This is a genomic window from Pseudomonas sp. S5F11 (genome assembly GCF_019641515.1).
Classification (GTDB): domain Bacteria; phylum Pseudomonadota; class Gammaproteobacteria; order Pseudomonadales; family Pseudomonadaceae; genus Aquipseudomonas; species Aquipseudomonas rhodesiae.
In genome coordinates this window covers 3,449,703-3,468,313 of sequence record NZ_JAIFJZ010000001.1, presented here as the reverse complement: position 1 = coordinate 3,468,313, position 18,611 = coordinate 3,449,703, and the positions used below count along the sequence as shown (strand labels likewise).

General features: G+C 56.3%; 13 protein-coding genes, 2 tRNA genes and 2 rRNA genes. 6 read left to right on the top strand and 11 right to left on the bottom strand.

All coding sequences use genetic code 11. From position 1 onward, the window contains the following. Nucleotides 1-258: 258 nt before the first annotated feature. From K1567_RS15560 to K1567_RS15510, 11 genes are all read right to left on the bottom strand, one after another. A complete protein-coding gene (locus K1567_RS15560; protein ID WP_169902261.1) occupies nt 259-2,220 on the bottom strand; it encodes a DUF4105 domain-containing protein in 1,962 nt (653 codons plus the stop codon). Further along, the gene (locus K1567_RS15555) at nt 2,217-2,537 is read right to left on the bottom strand and encodes a DUF2388 domain-containing protein (RefSeq protein ID WP_034101745.1); all 321 of its coding nucleotides are present in this window, start codon (nt 2,535-2,537) and stop codon (nt 2,217-2,219) included. Before K1567_RS15555 ends, K1567_RS15560 begins: the two co-directional genes overlap by 4 nt. Nucleotides 2,538-2,563: 26 nt before the next feature. Continuing rightward, the gene (locus tag K1567_RS15550; RefSeq protein WP_099312993.1) at nt 2,564-2,872 is read right to left on the bottom strand and encodes a DUF2388 domain-containing protein; all 309 of its coding nucleotides are present in this window, start codon (nt 2,870-2,872) and stop codon (nt 2,564-2,566) included. Nucleotides 2,873-2,975: 103 nt separating this feature from the next. Continuing rightward, a complete protein-coding gene (locus K1567_RS15545) occupies nt 2,976-3,296 on the bottom strand; it encodes a DUF2388 domain-containing protein (protein ID WP_034101747.1) in 321 nt (106 codons plus the stop codon). Between the two features lie 133 nt (nt 3,297-3,429). Next, nucleotides 3,430-3,615: a DUF1127 domain-containing protein gene (locus K1567_RS15540; RefSeq protein WP_169867685.1), complete on the bottom strand. Its 186-nt coding sequence runs from the start codon at nt 3,613-3,615 to the stop codon at nt 3,430-3,432. 260 nt (nt 3,616-3,875) lie between these two features. Further along, the gene (locus K1567_RS15535) at nt 3,876-4,088 is read right to left on the bottom strand and encodes a DUF1127 domain-containing protein (RefSeq protein WP_034101749.1); all 213 of its coding nucleotides are present in this window, start codon (nt 4,086-4,088) and stop codon (nt 3,876-3,878) included. Nucleotides 4,089-4,405: 317 nt separating this feature from the next. Further along, nucleotides 4,406-5,899: an acetyl-CoA hydrolase/transferase family protein gene (locus tag K1567_RS15530; protein WP_047882326.1), complete on the bottom strand. Its 1,494-nt coding sequence runs from the start codon at nt 5,897-5,899 to the stop codon at nt 4,406-4,408. A 179-nt stretch (nt 5,900-6,078) separates the two neighbouring features. Further along, a complete protein-coding gene (locus K1567_RS15525; RefSeq protein WP_034101752.1) occupies nt 6,079-7,515 on the bottom strand; it encodes an NAD(P)(+) transhydrogenase (Re/Si-specific) subunit beta in 1,437 nt (478 codons plus the stop codon). Then, nucleotides 7,515-7,835 carry an NAD(P) transhydrogenase subunit alpha gene (locus K1567_RS15520; RefSeq protein WP_034101753.1) on the bottom strand — a complete coding sequence of 107 codons (321 nt, stop codon included), beginning with the start codon at nt 7,833-7,835 and terminating at the stop codon, nt 7,515-7,517. The genes K1567_RS15525 and K1567_RS15520 overlap by 1 nt, the downstream gene beginning before the upstream one ends. 15 nt (nt 7,836-7,850) lie before the next feature. Further along, nucleotides 7,851-8,972 (bottom strand): Re/Si-specific NAD(P)(+) transhydrogenase subunit alpha, encoded by a 1,122-nt coding sequence (locus K1567_RS15515; RefSeq protein ID WP_034111163.1) that lies wholly within the window; start codon nt 8,970-8,972, stop codon nt 7,851-7,853. 451 nt (nt 8,973-9,423) lie between these two features. Continuing rightward, complete coding sequence (locus tag K1567_RS15510; RefSeq protein WP_034101755.1) at nt 9,424-10,323, bottom strand: LysR family transcriptional regulator; 900 nt, start codon at nt 10,321-10,323, stop codon at nt 9,424-9,426. A 158-nt stretch (nt 10,324-10,481) separates the two neighbouring features. Here K1567_RS15510 and K1567_RS15505 point away from each other — a divergent pair, with 158 nt between their 5' ends. The 6 genes from K1567_RS15505 (at nt 10,482) to K1567_RS15480 (ending at nt 18,464) form a co-directional block, all read left to right on the top strand. After that, nucleotides 10,482-11,663, top strand: a complete 1,182-nt coding sequence (locus K1567_RS15505; protein WP_010207882.1) for an acyl-CoA dehydrogenase — start codon at nt 10,482-10,484, stop codon at nt 11,661-11,663. 13 nt (nt 11,664-11,676) lie between these two features. Further along, a complete protein-coding gene (locus K1567_RS15500; RefSeq protein ID WP_034101757.1) occupies nt 11,677-12,897 on the top strand; it encodes a CaiB/BaiF CoA-transferase family protein in 1,221 nt (406 codons plus the stop codon). 627 nt (nt 12,898-13,524) lie between these two features. Beyond that, nucleotides 13,525-15,061, top strand: a 16S ribosomal RNA gene (locus tag K1567_RS15495). An 81-nt stretch (nt 15,062-15,142) separates the two neighbouring features. After that, nucleotides 15,143-15,219, top strand: a tRNA-Ile gene (locus tag K1567_RS15490). Between the two features lie 30 nt (nt 15,220-15,249). After that, nucleotides 15,250-15,325: transfer RNA gene (locus K1567_RS15485), tRNA-Ala, on the top strand. A 247-nt stretch (nt 15,326-15,572) separates the two neighbouring features. Then, nucleotides 15,573-18,464: ribosomal RNA gene (locus K1567_RS15480) — 23S ribosomal RNA — on the top strand. Together the 16S and 23S rRNA genes with 2 tRNA genes alongside form the textbook arrangement of a ribosomal RNA operon. The last annotated feature ends 147 nt before the right edge of the window (nt 18,465-18,611 follow it).

Sequence of the window (18,611 nt, the reverse complement as noted above, 5' to 3'; positions counted from 1 at the left end):
GCGCGGCTAGGGAATGGCGAACCGGAACGGTTCAGCGCAGAACGGCAGTCACGAGGCTTACGGGCGGAGTGGGAGTGAACAGGCGGGTACGGACGGACATCGGGGATCACCATTGTTGTTGTGTACAGCCGGTCTGTTGCCGGCAGTTGGGGGCGATCCTAGACGCGTAAGCTTTCAGCCAGCTTTCGCTGGCAAAACAGTTGTCGGTGGGAAGACGCGCGGTATTCAGGGGAACGCATGTCAACAATCGCGGGGGCTTCAGGGCAGTTCGAGGCCGCCCGCTGCCTTGTGCAGACTGCGCAGATGTTCTCCGACTTGCTTGAGGTTGGCTTCACAGGCAGCAATCTCGGCGGCACGGGACGGATCCAGCAGCGCCCTCACCTCTTTGTCCAGCTCGCCGGTCAGCGATTGCAATTGCTTTTGCCGCTCGGCGCTTTCTGACTCCAGACGCGTGGCTTCCGACGGTTGCGGCAGACCGTAGCCGCCACTGCCGAGCAGTTCGGCCGGGCGGCTGAGAAAGCCGCTGTTGGCAAGGATCTGTTGCAACGTAGCGTTGGCTTTCTCCATGCCGCCGTTTTTCAACTCGCGGGCGCCGAGGTAACGCTGCTTGACCTCATCCTGGGCCAGCATCAGCTGTTTACGGAAGCTCGCCTGTTCCAACAGCAGCAACGCCGCACTGGTGCGCAGATCGGCCTGGTTGAACCACACGCGACGTTGCTCGGCGCTGAGGGAGAGCCAGTCTTCAACCTGAGTCTGTTTGATCGGCAGATGTTTGCGCAGCACGTCGAACATGGCCTGGTAGCGTTCGCGGAAGGAGTCGAAGTGATACCCCAGGCGCAGTGCTTCACGTTTGTCGTCCAGCACGCTGGTATCGGCCAGGCCGCGAGCCTGCAGTACTTCCAGCAAACCATTGGGGGTGATGTTGTCCAGGCCGGTCAGCTGCGGATTGGCGCTGCCGCTGCGCAACAGTTTCAGGCTTTCCACGGCACAGTTATTGGACAGGAAGAAATAGTTGCCGTCGTAGCTCCAGTGCATTTCGGCGGCGTGCTCGACTGTTTCGTTGATCTCCCGGCGCGTGAGTTTCAGCGGGATGGAGGCCAGGCCGCGCAGTTCGGTCTTGGTGTATTCATCGATCACCTGCGCCAGCGGCAATACGAACAGCCGCGACGGGTATTTGCCCACCAGACCGTCCCAGCTCGACAGTTGCACGTCACCCACGAAAGCGCGGTAGGACAGCACCAGGTGCTGGTCCAGATCCAGCCGACAGTCCGGCCCACGCGGGCGGCCCGGGGCGCAGATCACCAGACGCAACATGCTGTGGCCCCAACGGCTCACCAGGTTCTGGTTGGCTTCGGCCAGCAAGTAATCAATCTGGTACACCCGCTCGGGATCGATATGGCCCAGCGGCGTTTTGGCGAAATCGTTGCCGGCATTGAGAAACGCGTAAGTCTTGGCGCAGGCATCCTGTTTTGGCGGGGCCCAGCCGAAGTGATCGCGGTAGTAACGGAACAGTGCCGGGCGCCGGCAAGCGTAGCTCGGGTCGAGGAGGAAGTACTCCATATTGACCGCGACGAATTCCAGCGGGCTGGTGGTTTCGTACAGGTCAGGGCTGCGCACCACCTGGCGGTTGTGTTGTTCGCGTTCGCCGCGCCTGCCGACGTATTGTGGCCAGCCGGCGAGGTCGAGCAATCGCGGGTCATCGCTGAGGGTGAAGCGCCGGTCGTTCTGGCCACGGCACTGATCCGGCAGGCCGATCACGCCGGTGATGCTGTTCTGGCGACTGCAGCGCTGGATCAGCCTGCGTTCGTCTTCGGGCCACAGGCGCGCGCGATCATAGATGTGAGTCAGTTCATGCAGGACCGTGGCCAGCATTTCCCGGCGCACGGTGCCGTGGGGGCGATTGGTTTTATGCGTGGCGGCGCTGCCGTCGGTCAGGCTGGCCAACAGGTTGCGGTTGAGGTCCAGCTCAGACACCAGGGAGGCTTGGCCGTAAGCGTTTGCAGGCATCTGGTCGGTCCAGCCGACATCGATGCGTCGGTCCAGTTGCTCGATAAAGCGCGGCGGCAACGAGCGCATCGCGTCATCGAGCAATGCCTGGCTGGCCTGCTGTTCAGCCGGGCTCAAGCCCTCGGTCTTGAGCCGCAGTTGCAGGCTGGCCTGGGCAGCGCTGGCGCATAGCAGCACAGTCCCGGCCAGGAGCCAGGCCGCGAGGCGCCTCACAGTGCGAGGATGGCTTCGGCGAGAGTCTGATCGCTGGCATCGCGTGCTTCAGGCAGGCGGGTTCGAAGAGTATCGAAGGCGGCCTCCAGTTGCGCGCCACGGATTTCGCCGTTGGTGGCGACAAAACTGGCGGCGTCGTCGTGGGCTTCGCGTACGACCTTGGAGTCGCGGATGGAGGTGGTGGTGTCCGAGGTGAAATCAATGGTGCGACCGGAGGCGCGCACAATGATGTTACTGGTGGCCACCAGGGTATGCGCCTGGGCAACATCGGCCAACAACAGCAGGCCAAGGGTGGCGACGATCAGCGGGCTACGCATGGAATGACTCCGAAATACAAAGGTGATTATTGGACGAGAATTGCTTTCGCCAGTTCAAGGTCGCTGGCGATAAGTTTTGGCTGGCTGTGGCGCAGGTAATCCAGCGCCGATTCCAGCCGTGCTCCCCGCCACTGGCCGTCAGTGGCAATGAAAGCGGCGGCATCATCCTGGGCCGCCATGACGACTTTTCTGTCGAAAGGTGCGGAAGTCACTTTGCTGGTGGCGTACGCGCTCGCGACGGTGCCCTGAATGGTCACGTCAAAGGCAGAGGCAATGGGCGACCAACTGGCAGAAAACAACATAGGAACGATGAGCAAACGGTATGAAAAAGCCATAGCACTCGACAACTGAAAACGAGCGGCAAGGCTAGCGCAAAGCCCCGGCAAGGGCCAGTGCGAAGGCATCCGGGAGCGGCAGAGGCTCCCGTTGCATGGTGTTTCAGATCGCCAGGATGGCTTGGGCCAATTGTGCGTCCGTCGCGGTGTTCAATTGCGGAGCTTGTTGGCGGATCTGAGCCAGGGCGCTTTCCAGCTTCACACCACGAATTGCACCTTCGCTGGCGACAAAGCTGGCGGCGTCGTCACGGGCGGCGCGTACGACCTTGTTGTCACGTAGGGACGAAGTGGCATCGGAGGTAGCGTCGGACGTGGCTTTCAGGGCGCCAACGATGGAGTCGGTGGTCACGATAAAGCTGCTCGCGTTGGCAGTGGTAGCCAGGGTCAATAGCGCAGCGGCACTCAGCAGGCGAAGACGGGACATGGTGTGACTCCTTAAGATGAACGATAAGTGGTGCAGAACAGTCGTTGGGGATCAGACGCCTGCTCCCCGTGCTTCGCCACTCGGTTGCTGGATATTAGTCGCCACTTCTGCCTTCGGATAGCTTCTTGACTGCTTAGTCACGCCAGAAGGGCCTGGACAGCTCGGCAATACGATCACCCTGCGTGATGCCTGCATCGGCCAAATCTCGCGGATCAAGCTGAGCCAACTGGTGCCTACCGTGAGCACGCTGCGCCCAACGGCCAAGGCCGTCGACGATACGACGTGTCAGCCGCTTATATAGAGCGTCTCGATTAGTCATGGAAGGTGCCTTCGATTAGTTCTGAAGCACCATTGTGAGAGAGCTATATCGAGCGATACAGATACACTACGGGTAAATTGTACCGCTAAAGTGTTCTGTTATTTTAACTGTACCGGTCTTGATATAGCGCTTCTGTTCAGCGCCAAAAATCGAATCCCCCAAACGACAAAGCCCGCCTCCGGTTTCCCGGGGCGGGCTTTGTTTTGTTCAATCTGGTTGCTGGCAGTGGACCTAAGCAGGTCAGGGCCAGCGAGCGCTCATTAGCGCCAGAACGGCTTGCTCAGCTCTTCGTAGCGCTGAGCTTCGCTGATACCAGCATCAGCCAGCAGACGCGAATCCAGACGAGCCAGTTGGTGACGGCTGGAGATGCGGCGCTGCCACAGCATCAGGTTGGCCAGAACGCGCAGAGGCAGAGCGGCTTGGTGGTTGACGGCTTTTTCGGAGAACAGTTCGGAACTGAGTGTACGTTCCATGATGACATCCTTCCGCTTGTGGCGGGATTAGGTAGTGGTTTAACTGATGCCAATGATCCTCTTCCAGGGCAACACTCTCTAGATACAGTTCACCTGTATTGTGAGGGGCCAGTTAACTGTTTAATGAGGCTGTACGGTACGGAAATGGGGCAACTGTACCTGCCTGCACCTAAATGGTGCGAAATTGGCATTTTTCAGAGGTTGAGTAGGAAAAGGAGGTAGGAAATGACCGGTACAGCAGTACAGTTTTTTAAATTTTGGCGGGTTGCTTAAGGAGCTGAGGCAACTGTACTTGCCTCAGCCCCGAGGTGTGTGAATCAAGCCTTCAGCATATGCCCGGTTTCTTCCAGGTTGATGTGCCAGCTCAGTGCCTCGCGAAGGATGTGCGGGGTGTGGCCGCCTAAAGCGCGCGCGGTCTCGAAGTAGGTGTTCAGTGCATCGCGGTAAGCGGGATGTACACAGTTATCGATGATCACCCTCGCCCTTTCCCGTGGCGCCAGGCCACGCAGGTCGGCCAGGCCGACTTCGGTCACCAGAATGTCCACGTCATGTTCGGTGTGATCCACATGGCTCACCATCGGCACCACGCTGGAAATCGCGCCACCTTTTGCGATCGACTTGGTCACGAAGATCGCCAGATGCGCGTTGCGCGCGAAGTCGCCTGAACCGCCGATGCCGTTCATCATCCGCGTGCCGCACACATGGGTGGAGTTGACGTTGCCGTATATGTCGAACTCCAGAGCGGTATTGATACCGATAATGCCCAGGCGCCGCACCACTTCAGGGTGGTTGGAGATTTCCTGAGGGCGCAGCACCAATTTCTCTTTGTAGCGTTCCAGGTTGCCGAACACGTCGGCGTTGCGCCGTTCCGACAAGGTGATCGAACTGCCCGAGGCAAAGCTCAGCTTGCCGGCGTCGATCAGGTCAAATGTCGAGTCCTGCAGTACTTCCGAGTACATGGTCAGGTCTTCGAATGGCGAGTCGATCAAACCGCACATTACCGCGTTGGCAATGTTGCCGATCCCGGCCTGCAGCGGGCCGAGTTTGTTGGTCATGCGCCCGGCGTCCACTTCTTGCCTGAGGAAATTGATCAAGTGGTTGGCGATGCTCTGGGTGTCATTGTCAGGCGGGGTTACGGTAGACGCAGAGTCGGCCTGGTTGGTAATGACGATCGCGACGATCTTCTCCGGCGGAATCGGGATTGCGGTGCTGCCGATGCGGTCATCTACTTTTACCAGTGGAATCGGTGTGCGGGTCGGCCGGTAGGTCGGTATATAGATGTCGTGCAGCCCTTCCAGGTTCGGGTTGTGCGCCAGGTTGATCTCGACGATCACCTGCTTGGCGAAAATCGCGAAACTGGCCGAGTTGCCCACGGAGGTGGTGGGCACGATGTGACCCTGCTCGGTGATAGCAACCGCTTCGATCACTGCAATGTCCGGGAGCTTGAGCTGGTTGTTGCGCAGTTGCTCGACGGTTTCCGACAAGTGTTGATCGATGAACATCACCTCGCCTGCGTTGATGGCCTTGCGCAAGGTGCTGTCGACCTGGAACGGCATGCGTCGAGACAATACGCCGGCCTCGGTCAGCTGCTTGTCCAAGTCATTGCCCAGGCTGGCGCCGGTCATCAGCGTGATTTTCAGCGGGGAAGTCTTGGCGCGCTCGGCCAGGGCATGGGGGACGGCCTTGGCTTCACCGGCACGGGTGAAGCCACTCATGCCGACGGTCATGCCGTCTTCGATCAGTGCGGCGGCGTCAGCCGCGCTCATGACCTTGTTCAACAGCGAAGGCAAGCGGATACGATCACGGTACATGAATTGTTATCTCAGGCTACGGAAGCAAGGTGGGCAGTGTAGTGATTTCAAAAAAATTCGGCCCGCTACCATGGTCGAATGCGAGCTAGCGATTTAGAGCCTTTGGTCGGGATTCATCCCGCAATAAAAAACCCCAGCCTACTGCAGGCCGGGGTTTAGGGTATTGCGCTGGCGCAGTGTTATTCGACGGCCTTGACCATGTCCTCGATGACCTTCTTGGCGTCGCCGAAGACCATCATGGTTTTGTCCAGGTAGAACAGCTCGTTATCCAGGCCGGCATAACCGCTGGCCATTGAGCGCTTGTTGACGATGATGGTCTTGGCCTTGAAGGCTTCCAGGATCGGCATACCGGCGATTGGCGAGTTCGGGTCGTTCTTGGCGGCCGGGTTGACCACGTCGTTGGCGCCCAATACCAGCACCACGTCGGCCTGGCCGAACTCGGAGTTGATGTCCTCCATCTCGAACACCTGGTCGTAAGGCACCTCCGCCTCGGCGAGCAACACGTTCATGTGTCCAGGCATACGGCCGGCCACCGGGTGGATCGCGTATTTCACTGTGACGCCGTGGTGAGTGAGCTTCTCGGTCAACTCTTTAAGCGCATGCTGCGCCCGCGCCACTGCCAGGCCGTAGCCTGGGACGATGATCACGGTGTCGGCGTTGGTCAGCAGGAAGGTCGCATCGTCGGCCGAACCGGATTTCACCGGGCGCGCTTCTTTTGAGCCAGCGGCCGCCCCGGCGTCCGGTGCGTTACCGAAGCCGCCGAGCAGTACATTAAAGAAGGAGCGGTTCATCGCCTTGCACATGATGTACGACAGGATCGCGCCGCTGGAGCCCACCAGCGAACCGGCAATGATCAGCATCGAGTTGTTCAGCGAGAAACCGATACCGGCCGCCGCCCAGCCTGAATAGCTGTTGAGCATCGAGACCACCACCGGCATATCCGCACCGCCGATCGGGATGATGATCAACACGCCCAATACGAACGCCAGAGCCAGCATCAGCGCGAAAGCGGTGAGGTTGCCGGTGAACATGAATGCCAGCCCCAGACCCAGGGTTGTCAGGCCCAGTACCAGGTTCAGTTTGTGCTGGCCGCCGAACTGTACCGGTGCGCCCTGAAACAGGCGGAATTTGTACTTGCCAGACAGCTTGCCGAACGCGATCACCGAGCCGGAGAACGTGATGGCACCGATGGCCGCGCCGAGGAACAGTTCCAGGCGGTTACCGGCAGGAATCGCATCGCCCAGGTGTTTGACGATACCCAGGGATTGCGGCTCGACCACCGCCGCGATGGCGATAAACACGGCGGCCAGGCCAATCATGCTGTGCATGAACGCCACCAGCTCCGGCATCTTGGTCATTTCTACACGCTTGGCCATGATCGAACCGGCGGTGCCGCCGATCAGCAGACCGACGATCACATAGCCGATGCCGGCAGTGGCCAGCTCAGCGCCGAGCTTATAGATGAGCCCCACGGTGGTGAGCACGGCCAGGGCCATGCCCAGCATGCCGAACAGGTTGCCGCGGCGCGACGTGGTGGGGTGCGACAGGCCCTTGAGTGCCTGGATGAAGCAGATCGACGCGATCAGGTAAAGCGTCGTGACGAGATTCATGCTCATTACTTCGGCGCCTCTTCTTTTACTTTCGCGGCTTTCTTCTTGAACATCTCCAGCATCCTGCGGGTAACCAGGAAGCCGCCGAACACGTTGACCGCAGCCAGGGCCACGGCCAGGGTGCCCATGGTTTTGCCCAGCGGCGTCACGGTGAGGGCGGCGGCGAGCATGGCGCCGACGATCACGATGGCGGAAATCGCGTTGGTCACCGCCATCAAAGGCGTGTGCAGGGCGGGCGTGACGTTCCAGACCACGTGGTAACCGACATAAATCGCCAGCACAAAGATGATCAGGTTGTAGATACCGGGGGAGATAAGCTCTTCCATCGTCTGAATCCCTGCTTAGGCGTTTTTGCGGATGACTTGGCCGTCGCGGCACATCAGGCACGCGGCGACGATGTCGTCTTCGAGGTTGATTTCAAATTGGCCTTCCTTGTTGAAGACCAGCTTCAGGAAGTCCAGCAGGTTGCGCGCATACAGCGCCGACGCGTCGGCGGCAACTGCGCCCGCGAGGTTGGTCGGGCCGCAGATGATCACGCCATTTTCCACCACCACCTGGTCGGCCACAGTCAGCGGGCAGTTACCGCCTTGGGCGGCGGCGAGGTCAATGACCACCGAGCCGGGCTTCATCTGCGCGACAGTGTCGGCGCTTAGCAGCGTCGGTGCCTTGCGGCCGGGTATCAACGCAGTGGTGATAACAATATCGGCTTGTTTGGCGCGCTCGTGCACGGCCTGCGCCTGACGCTGCATCCAGCTGGTCGGCATCGGGCGGGCGTAACCGCCGACACCGACGGCGCATTCGCGCTCTTCATCGGTTTCGTAGGGCACGTCGACAAACTTGGCACCGAGGGATTCGATCTGTTCCTTCACGGCCGGGCGCACGTCAGACGCTTCGATCACAGCTCCCAGACGTTTCGCCGTAGCGATCGCCTGCAGCCCCGCAACGCCAGCGCCAAGGATCAATACGCGCGCGGCTTTAACGGTGCCAGCGGCGGTCATCAGCATGGGCATGAAGCGTGGGTAGTGATGGGCGGCGAGCAGCACGGCTTTATAGCCAGCAATGTTGGCCTGGGACGACAGCACGTCGAGGCTTTGGGCCCGAGAAGTGCGCGGTGCCGCTTCCAGGGCGAAGGCGGTGATGCCACGTTCGGCCAATTTGGCGATAGTTTCATTGCTGAACGGATTGAGCATGCCCACCAATACGGTGCCGCTTTTAATCAGCGCCATCTCGTTATCGCTGGGAGCGACCACCTTCAGGATCAGCTCGGCGCCAAATGCGTCGTTGGCGCTGCCAAGGGTGGCACCTGCCGCTTCATAAGCACTGTCGACAACGCTGGCCTTGAGGCCCGCTCCGCTTTGTACAGTGACCTTATGGCCCTGGCCGATCAGCTTCTTGATGGTTTCCGGGGTGGCAGCCACCCGCGTTTCACCGGTCTGGGTTTCGAGAGGAACACCAATGTGCACGTCAAATCTCCTGCATGATCTTTTTGCTTTTGATCTTTTTGTAAAAAGGCCAGTGCACCGCGAGAGGCGCAACTGGGGCGGCCGATCAGCACGATCCCGCTGAAATGACAGCGGGGCGCGGCATTTTGCAGGCGAACTTTACGGCCTTCAAGGGATTATGACGGGTGACGAAAAATTAACTACAAGTCACCCTGTGACTGATTGTCGCAACTCACTAAAATAACCTCTTTAAATACAAGTGATTAAAGGGTTTCAGGCATTTTTAGCGGTTTTTGTCATCGTTGTTGTGAATAGTCGTGCATTGGCTCGTCGTGGTCGCTGTAAGCCATGATAATCATGGCTTTGGCGCGCATTCTCGGTCGATAGATACAGTCTGCATAAATGCGACATATACGTATATCTGTAGGATTTATAAATAGCTGACTACAGAGTCAGTAATTTGAGCGACCCTTTAAATACTGGGGCTGTAGCGTTGTGATTGCTCGATGAGCCAGTCCCTGAAGGCGTGCAGCGACGCTGATTCGACCTTTCTGTCAGGAATCATCAGGTAATACGCCTTGGCGCTGGTCAGCGGCTCTGGGCTCGCAATCACCAATTGATGCTCATCCAACTCTCGCTGGATCAAAAACGGTGGGATCAACGCGATGCCCATATCGTGCATGGCTGCCTGAGACAGCATCGAGAATAGCTCGTAACGAGGTCCTGTCATGTCGCGGGGAACGTTCAGTTGCCTGGCGTTGAACCACTGGCGCCACGCATAGGGCCGAGTGGTTTGCTGCAGCAGCGGCAGTTCTGCGATTTCCTGGGCGCTGAAGTGAGTGCGATTGCCCAGCAAGCGCGGGCTGCAGATTGGCACCGGATTCTCTCCCATCAAGCGGTGGGATTCGGTGCCGGACCAATCGGCATCTCCGAAATAGATCGCAGCGTCAAAGTCAGTATCTGCAAATAGAAACGGCCGCGTACGGTTGGTGAGGTTCACCGTGACTTCCGGGTGTTGGCGCTGGAAATCCTTGAGCCGTGGAATCAGCCACTGCGTGCCGAATGTCGGGACCACCGCCAGCTCAATCACATTGGCGCCTTGTTGGCCCATGACGGACAGGGTGTCGCGTTCCACCGCATCCAGTTGCGTAGCGACCCGACGGCTATATGACAGTCCCGCTTCTGTTAGCTTCACGCCGCGCCGCGAACGGCGAAACAGTTCCACGCTCAAGAACTCTTCAAGGCTGGCAATCTGTCGGCAGATGGCGCCTTGGGTCAGGGAAAGTTCCTGAGCGGCCTTGGTGAAGCTCTCGTGGCGGGCCGCCGCTTCGAAGCTGACAAGGGCGGTGGTGCTGGGGATTTTTCTGCGCATGTACCTTGTCCTCACTCATAAAGCGAAATTTCACGGCATAAAACTGTTTCGAAGTGAGAAATTAGCACAACCTTATGCTTAAACCTCGTTTGCCCAGAACGATTACCCAGCCTAGGCTTGCTCCACGACTTCCACTGTTCTTTGCGAGGACTTAACTCATGGCTGGCAAGGCAAGCTTCAACTGGATCGATCCGCTTCTTCTGGATCAACAGCTCACCGAAGAAGAGCGCATGGTGCGCGACAGTGCTGAGCAGTTCGCTCAGGACAAACTGGCGCCGCGTGTGCTTGAAGCCTTCCGTCATGAGAAGACTGATCCTGCAATTTTCCGTGAGATGGGTGAGACCGGCCTGCTGGGCGCAATGATTCCCGAGCAGTACGGTGGCAGTGGCTTGAACTACGTGAGTTACGGCTTGATCGCGCGCGAAGTGGAGCGTGTCGATTCCGGCTATCGTTCGATGATGAGTGTGCAGTCGTCGCTTGTGATGGTACCGATCAATGAGTTCGGTACCGAGGCGCAGAAGCAGAAGTACCTACCAAAACTCGCCTCAGGCGAATGGATCGGTTGCTTTGGTCTGACCGAGCCTAATCACGGGTCTGACCCTGGCGCGATGATTACACGTGCACGCAAAGTAGAAGGCGGCTACAGCCTGACGGGCGCCAAAATGTGGATCACCAACAGCCCGATCGCGGATGTGTTTGTCGTCTGGGGCAAGGATGATGCAGGTGATATCCGCGGCTTCGTGTTGGAAAAAGGCTGGAAGGGGCTGAGTGCTCCGGCGATTCACGGAAAGGTTGGCCTGCGGGCCTCAATCACCGGCGAGATCGTTATGGATAACGTATTTGTGCCGGAAGAAAACATCTTTCCGGATGTGCGCGGCTTGAAAGGGCCCTTCACCTGCCTGAACTCTGCGCGCTATGGCATCTCCTGGGGGGCTTTGGGTGCTGCCGAGTTCTGCTGGCACACCGCCCGCCAGTACACATTGGATCGTCAGCAGTTTGGACGACCGCTGGCGGCCACCCAGCTGATTCAGAAGAAGCTGGCTGATATGCAGACTGAGATCACCTTGGCACTGCAGGGGTGCCTGCGTCTGGGGCGTATGAAAGACGAAGGTACGGCCGCAGTTGAGATCACGTCGATCATGAAGCGCAACTCATGCGGAAAGTCGTTGGATATTGCGCGGATGGCGCGTGACATGTTGGGCGGCAACGGCATTTCCGATGAATTCGGAGTGGCGCGTCACTTGGTGAACCTTGAGGTGGTTAACACCTACGAAGGTACTCACGACGTGCATGCCTTGATATTAGGGCGCGCGCAAACCGGGCTTCAGGCCTTCTATTAATAGGAGTATGGGCATGGGCGCGCTTTCCCATTTGCGGGTACTGGATCTTTCGCGGGTATTGGCCGGCCCTTGGTCGGGACAGATCCTTGCAGACCTGGGGGCTGAGGTAATCAAGGTCGAGCGACCGGTAAGTGGTGACGATACGCGGGCCTGGGGTCCCCCCTTTCTGAAGGACGCTTTTGGTGAGAGCACCGGCGAGGCGGCGTACTACCTGGCGGCCAATCGTAATAAAGAGTCGGTTACGATCGATTTCACTCGGCCGGAGGGGCAAAAGCTCATACGGGACCTAGCGGCCAAGTCCGACATCCTGATCGAGAACTTCAAGGTCGGTGGTCTGGCGGCTTATGGGCTGGATTATGAGTCGCTCAAGGAGATCAATCCTGAACTGATCTATTGCTCAATCACAGGGTTTGGCCAGACAGGACCCTATGCGGCGCGAGCGGGCTACGATTTCATGATTCAGGGGCTGGGTGGGCTCATGAGTCTGACCGGACGGCCTGAAGGCGACGAGGGAGCCGGGCCTGTGAAGGTGGGGGTAGCGTTAACCGATATCCTCACCGGGCTCTACTCGACTGTCGCGATACTGGCTGCCCTGGCCCATCGTGATCATGATGGTGGCGGTCAGCACATTGATATGGCGTTGCTCGATGTGCAGGTCGCCTGCCTGGCTAACCAGGCGATGAATTATCTGACAACTGGGATCGCGCCAAAGCGCCTGGGTAATGCTCATCCGAATATTGTGCCTTACCAGGACTTTCCTACTGCCGACGGTGACTTCATCCTGACGGTAGGTAATGACGGGCAGTTCCGGAAATTTGCGCAAGTGGCTGGGCAGCCGCAATGGGCGGATGACCCGCGGTTTTCTACCAATGGGATGCGGGTGGCCAATCGCGCCGAGTTGATTCCGTTGATTCGCCAGGCCACTGTCTTTAAAACGACGGCGGAGTGGGTGGCGCAGTTGGAGAGTGTCGGAGTTCCGTGCGGGCCGATCAACGATTTGGCGCAGGTGTTTACTGATCCGCAGGTCAAGGCGCGTGGATTGGCCATTCAACTGCCCCATCCGCTGGCGGGGGAGGTGCCTCAGGTTGCCAGTCCCATACGTTTATCCAAGACACCCGTGGAGTACCGTAGTGCGCCTCCCTTATTAGGAGAGCATACCGTTCAGGTGCTGCAGAGCGTATTAGGTATTGGGCCGGATCATGTGGCTGCTTTAAAGGAGGCAGGTGTTATCTGAATCTTTCCTTCTATATAGATAGCTGTAGCGATACTGCTGGTTGGTTTTTAGCCAGCTTTAACTAATTGATAGAGAACGCAAATTAACGCTTGACGGCAGATTCCAGAAGTCTATAATTCGCCCCACTTCCGGCGCAGTCGAAACGGAAAACTCCTTGGTAAACAAAGAGTTACGCAAGATTCGACAGCGGATCGCTTCAGTTCATCGAAGCCCAGAAGGAGTTGGTAGGGTAGTGTTGTTTGGCTCTATTAACGTTTCGATCTTCTCGATCGAAAGCGGAGAAAAAGAGGTGTTGACAGCAGCGTGTAACGCTGTAGAATTCGCCTCCCGCTAACGAGAGATCGGAAGCGCAAGTGGTTGAAGTTGTTGAGGAAATCTTCAAAAACTTCTGAAAATAATCACTTGACAGCAAATGAGGCTGCTGTAGAATGCGCGCCTCGGTTGAGACGAAAGATCTTAACCAACCGCTCTTTAACAACTGAATCAAGCAATTCGTGTGGGTGCTTGTGGAGTCAGACTGATAGTCAACAAGATTATCAGCATCACAAGTTACTCCGCGAGAAATCAAAGATGTAACCAACGATTGCTGAGCCAAGTTTAGGGTTTATTAAAAACCCAAAGATGTTTGAACTGAAGAGTTTGATCATGGCTCAGATTGAACGCTGGCGGCAGGCCTAACACATGCAAGTCGAGCGGTAGAGAGAAGCTTGCTTCTCTTGAGAGCGGCGGACGGGTGAGTAATGCCTAGGAATCTGCCTGGTAGTGGGGGATAACGTTCGGAAACGGACGCTAATACCGCATACGTCCTACGGGAGAAAGCAGGGGACCTTCGGGCCTTGCGCTATCAGATGAGCCTAGGTCGGATTAGCTAGTTGGTGGGGTAATGGCTCACCAAGGCGACGATCCGTAACTGGTCTGAGAGGATGATCAGTCACACTGGAACTGAGACACGGTCCAGACTCCTACGGGAGGCAGCAGTGGGGAATATTGGACAATGGGCGAAAGCCTGATCCAGCCATGCCGCGTGTGTGAAGAAGGTCTTCGGATTGTAAAGCACTTTAAGTTGGGAGGAAGGGCCGTTACCTAATACGTGATGGTTTTGACGTTACCGACAGAATAAGCACCGGCTAACTCTGTGCCAGCAGCCGCGGTAATACAGAGGGTGCAAGCGTTAATCGGAATTACTGGGCGTAAAGCGCGCGTAGGTGGTTTGTTAAGTTGGATGTGAAATCCCCGGGCTCAACCTGGGAACTGCATTCAAAACTGACTGACTAGAGTATGGTAGAGGGTGGTGGAATTTCCTGTGTAGCGGTGAAATGCGTAGATATAGGAAGGAACACCAGTGGCGAAGGCGACCACCTGGACTGATACTGACACTGAGGTGCGAAAGCGTGGGGAGCAAACAGGATTAGATACCCTGGTAGTCCACGCCGTAAACGATGTCAACTAGCCGTTGGGAGCCTTGAGCTCTTAGTGGCGCAGCTAACGCATTAAGTTGACCGCCTGGGGAGTACGGCCGCAAGGTTAAAACTCAAATGAATTGACGGGGGCCCGCACAAGCGGTGGAGCATGTGGTTTAATTCGAAGCAACGCGAAGAACCTTACCAGGCCTTGACATCCAATGAACTTTCTAGAGATAGATTGGTGCCTTCGGGAACATTGAGACAGGTGCTGCATGGCTGTCGTCAGCTCGTGTCGTGAGATGTTGGGTTAAGTCCCGTAACGAGCGCAACCCTTGTCCTTAGTTACCAGCACGTAATGGTGGGCACTCTAAGGAGACTGCCGGTGACAAACCGGAGGAAGGTGGGGATGACGTCAAGTCATCATGGCCCTTACGGCCTGGGCTACACACGTGCTACAATGGTCGGTACAGAGGGTTGCCAAGCCGCGAGGTGGAGCTAATCCCATAAAACCGATCGTAGTCCGGATCGCAGTCTGCAACTCGACTGCGTGAAGTCGGAATCGCTAGTAATCGCGAATCAGAATGTCGCGGTGAATACGTTCCCGGGCCTTGTACACACCGCCCGTCACACCATGGGAGTGGGTTGCACCAGAAGTAGCTAGTCTAACCTTCGGGGGGACGGTTACCACGGTGTGATTCATGACTGGGGTGAAGTCGTAACAAGGTAGCCGTAGGGGAACCTGCGGCTGGATCACCTCCTTAATCGACGACATCAGCTGCTCCATAAGTTCCCACACGAATTGCTTGATTCATTGAAGAAGACGAAAGAAGCAGCCCGAAATTGGGTCTGTAGCTCAGTTGGTTAGAGCGCACCCCTGATAAGGGTGAGGTCGGCAGTTCGAATCTGCCCAGACCCACCAATTTTGTGTGGGAAACGCCTGTAGAAATACGGGGCCATAGCTCAGCTGGGAGAGCGCCTGCCTTGCACGCAGGAGGTCAGCGGTTCGATCCCGCTTGGCTCCACCACTACTGCTTCTGTTTGTATAAAGCTTAGAAATGAGCATTCCATCGTGTCGATGGTGAATGTTGATTTCTAGTCTTTGACTAGTTCGTTCTTTAAAAATTTGGGTATGTGATAGAAAGATAGACTGAACGTTACTTTCACTGGTAACGGATCAGGCTAAGGTAAAATTTGTGAGTTCTCTTAGTTGAGAAATTCGAATTTTCGGCGAATGTCGTCTTCACAGTATAACCAGATTGCTTGGGGTTATATGGTCAAGTGAAGAAGCGCATACGGTGGATGCCTTGGCAGTCAGAGGCGATGAAAGACGTGGTAGCCTGCGAAAAGCTTCGGGGAGTCGGCAAACAGACTTTGATCCGGAGATGTCTGAATGGGGGAACCCAGCCATCATAAGATGGTTATCTTGTACTGAATACATAGGTGCAAGAGGCGAACCAGGGGAACTGAAACATCTAAGTACCCTGAGGAAAAGAAATCAACCGAGATTCCCTTAGTAGTGGCGAGCGAACGGGGACTAGCCCTTAAGTGGCTTTGAGATTAGCGGAACGCTCTGGAAAGTGCGGCCATAGTGGGTGATAGCCCTGTACGCGAAAATCTCTTAGTCATGAAATCGAGTAGGACGGAGCACGAGAAACTTTGTCTGAATATGGGGGGACCATCCTCCAAGGCTAAATACTACTGACTGACCGATAGTGAACTAGTACCGTGAGGGAAAGGCGAAAAGAACCCCGGAGAGGGGAGTGAAATAGATCCTGAAACCGTATGCGTACAAGCAGTGGGAGCAGACTTTGTTCTGTGACTGCGTACCTTTTGTATAATGGGTCAGCGACTTATTTTCAGTGGCGAGCTTAACCGAATAGGGGAGGCGTAGCGAAAGCGAGTCTTAATAGGGCGTCTAGTCGCTGGGAATAGACCCGAAACCGGGCGATCTATCCATGGGCAGGTTGAAGGTTGGGTAACACTAACTGGAGGACCGAACCGACTACCGTTGAAAAGTTAGCGGATGACCTGTGGATCGGAGTGAAAGGCTAATCAAGCTCGGAGATAGCTGGTTCTCCTCGAAAGCTATTTAGGTAGCGCCTCATGTATCACTGTAGGGGGTAGAGCACTGTTTCGGCTAGGGGGTCATCCCGACTTACCAAACCGATGCAAACTCCGAATACCTACAAGTGCCGAGCATGGGAGACACACGGCGGGTGCTAACGTCCGTCGTGAAAAGGGAAACAACCCAGACCGTCAGCTAAGGTCCCAAAGTTATGGTTAAGTGGGAAACGATGTGGGAAGGCTTAGACAGCTAGGAGGTTGGCTTAGAAGCAGCCACCCTTTAAAGAAAGCGTAATAGCTCACTAGTCGAGTCGGCCTGCGCGGAAGATGTAACGGGGCTCAAACCATACACCGAAGCTACGGGTATCACGTAAGTGATGCGGTAGAGGAGCGTTCTGTAAGCCTGTGAAGGTGAGTTGAGAAGCTTGCTGGAGGTATCAGAAGTGCGAATGCTGACATGAGTAACGACAATGGGTGTGAAAAACACCCACGCCGAAAGACCAAGGTTTCCTGCGCAACGTTAATCGACGCAGGGTTAGTCGGTCCCTAAGGCGAGGCTGAAAAGCGTAGTCGATGGAAAACAGGTTAATATTCCTGTACTTCTGGTTATTGCGATGGAGGGACGGAGAAGGCTAGGCCAGCTTGGCGTTGGTTGTCCAAGTTTAAGGTGGTAGGCTGAGATCTTAGGTAAATCCGGGATCTTAAGGCCGAGAGCTGATGACGAGTGTTCTTTTAGAACACGAAGTGGTTGATGCCATGCTTCCAAGAAAAGCTTCTAAGCTTCAGGTAACCAGGAACCGTACCCCAAACCGACACAGGTGGTTGGGTAGAGAATACCAAGGCGCTTGAGAGAACTCGGGTGAAGGAACTAGGCAAAATGGCACCGTAACTTCGGGAGAAGGTGCGCCGGTGAGGGTGAAGGACTTGCTCCGTAAGCTCATGCCGGTCGAAGATACCAGGCCGCTGCGACTGTTTATTAAAAACACAGCACTCTGCAAACACGAAAGTGGACGTATAGGGTGTGACGCCTGCCCGGTGCCGGAAGGTTAATTGATGGGGTTAGCTAACGCGAAGCTCTTGATCGAAGCCCCGGTAAACGGCGGCCGTAACTATAACGGTCCTAAGGTAGCGAAATTCCTTGTCGGGTAAGTTCCGACCTGCACGAATGGCGTAACGATGGCGGCGCTGTCTCCACCCGAGACTCAGTGAAATTGAAATCGCTGTGAAGATGCAGTGTATCCGCGGCTAGACGGAAAGACCCCGTGAACCTTTACTATAGCTTTGCACTGGACTTTGAATTTGCTTGTGTAGGATAGGTGGGAGGCTTTGAAGCGTGGACGCCAGTCTGCGTGGAGCCATCCTTGAAATACCACCCTGGCAACTTTGAGGTTCTAACTCAGGTCCGTTATCCGGATCGAGGACAGTGTATGGTGGGTAGTTTGACTGGGGCGGTCTCCTCCTAAAGAGTAACGGAGGAGTACGAAGGTGCGCTCAGACCGGTCGGAAATCGGTCGTAGAGTATAAAGGCAAAAGCGCGCTTGACTGCGAGACAGACACGTCGAGCAGGTACGAAAGTAGGTCTTAGTGATCCGGTGGTTCTGTATGGAAGGGCCATCGCTCAACGGATAAAAGGTACTCCGGGGATAACAGGCTGATACCGCCCAAGAGTTCATATCGACGGCGGTGTTTGGCACCTCGATGTCGGCTCATCACATCCTGGGGCTGAAGCCGGTCCCAAGGGTATGGCTGTTCGCCATTTAAAGTGGTACGCGAGCTGGGTTTAGAACGTCGTGAGACAGTTCGGTCCCTATCTGCCGTGGACGTTTGAGATTTGAGAGGGGCTGCTCCTAGTACGAGAGGACCGGAGTGGACGAACCTCTGGTGTTCCGGTTGTCACGCCAGTGGCATTGCCGGGTAGCTATGTTCGGAATAGATAACCGCTGAAAGCATCTAAGCGGGAAACTAGCCTCAAGATGAGATCTCACTGGAACCTTGAGTTCCCTGAAGGGCCGTCGAAGACTACGACGTTGATAGGTTGGGTGTGTAAGCGCTGTGAGGCGTTGAGCTAACCAATACTAATTGCCCGTGAGGCTTGACCATATAACACCCAAGCAATTTGAGTCGAAAGGCCAGATTGCGGTGTGTGAAGACGCAATGAACCGAAAGTTCGATGCTCACAAAACACCGACAGCTGTCACATACCCAATTTGCTGAAGCGAGGCCAAAAGGTCACGAGTCAGTACCCGA

Excerpts from the sequence above, each read along its gene's own strand:
- K1567_RS15535 (WP_034101749.1), bottom strand. The coding sequence starts at position 4,088 with ATGGAACGTACACTCAGTTCCGAACTGTTCTCCGAAAAAGCCGTCAAC.
- K1567_RS15540 (WP_169867685.1), bottom strand. The coding sequence starts at position 3,615 with ATGACTAATCGAGACGCTCTATATAAGCGGCTGACACGTCGTATCGTC.
- K1567_RS15555 (WP_034101745.1), bottom strand. The coding sequence starts at position 2,537 with ATGCGTAGCCCGCTGATCGTCGCCACCCTTGGCCTGCTGTTGTTGGCC.
- K1567_RS15545 (WP_034101747.1), bottom strand. The coding sequence starts at position 3,296 with ATGTCCCGTCTTCGCCTGCTGAGTGCCGCTGCGCTATTGACCCTGGCT.
- K1567_RS15500 (WP_034101757.1), top strand. The coding sequence starts at position 11,677 with ATGGGCGCGCTTTCCCATTTGCGGGTACTGGATCTTTCGCGGGTATTG.
- K1567_RS15550 (WP_099312993.1), bottom strand. The coding sequence starts at position 2,872 with ATGGCTTTTTCATACCGTTTGCTCATCGTTCCTATGTTGTTTTCTGCC.
- K1567_RS15530 (WP_047882326.1), bottom strand. The coding sequence starts at position 5,899 with ATGTACCGTGATCGTATCCGCTTGCCTTCGCTGTTGAACAAGGTCATG.
- K1567_RS15510 (WP_034101755.1), bottom strand. The coding sequence starts at position 10,323 with ATGCGCAGAAAAATCCCCAGCACCACCGCCCTTGTCAGCTTCGAAGCG.
- K1567_RS15525 (WP_034101752.1), bottom strand. The coding sequence starts at position 7,515 with ATGAGCATGAATCTCGTCACGACGCTTTACCTGATCGCGTCGATCTGC.
- K1567_RS15520 (WP_034101753.1), bottom strand. The coding sequence starts at position 7,835 with ATGGAAGAGCTTATCTCCCCCGGTATCTACAACCTGATCATCTTTGTG.
- K1567_RS15505 (WP_010207882.1), top strand. The coding sequence starts at position 10,482 with ATGGCTGGCAAGGCAAGCTTCAACTGGATCGATCCGCTTCTTCTGGAT.